A 222-nucleotide genomic window follows, 5' to 3' on the forward strand; every position below is an offset into this window, starting at 1 on the left:
TGCTGCCGGACACAGTACACACGCCTGTTGTTGCACTGGTAAAGGCAACGCTCAGACCGGAGCTTGCTGTCGCGCTCAGGGCCGGGGTCGTACCAAAGTTCTGACTGCCCGGATTATTAAAGGTAATCGTTTGTGTGGCTTTCGGCGTCACCGCTGTCGATGCGGACGATGCACTGCCTGTACCGGCACTGTTCGTGGCGGTCACTGTAAAGGTGTATGCCG

1 pseudogene is annotated in these 222 nt (G+C 57.7%); it reads right to left on the reverse strand.

The features are described 5' to 3' along the window. Window positions 1–222, reverse strand: a pseudogene (locus KDM89_RS22325) (Ig-like domain-containing protein); the annotation flags it as partial.

The organism is Cognatundibacterium luofuense, assembly GCF_018139685.1.
In the GTDB taxonomy this organism is placed as follows: Bacteria; Pseudomonadota; Gammaproteobacteria; order Burkholderiales; family Burkholderiaceae_D; genus Undibacterium; species Undibacterium luofuense.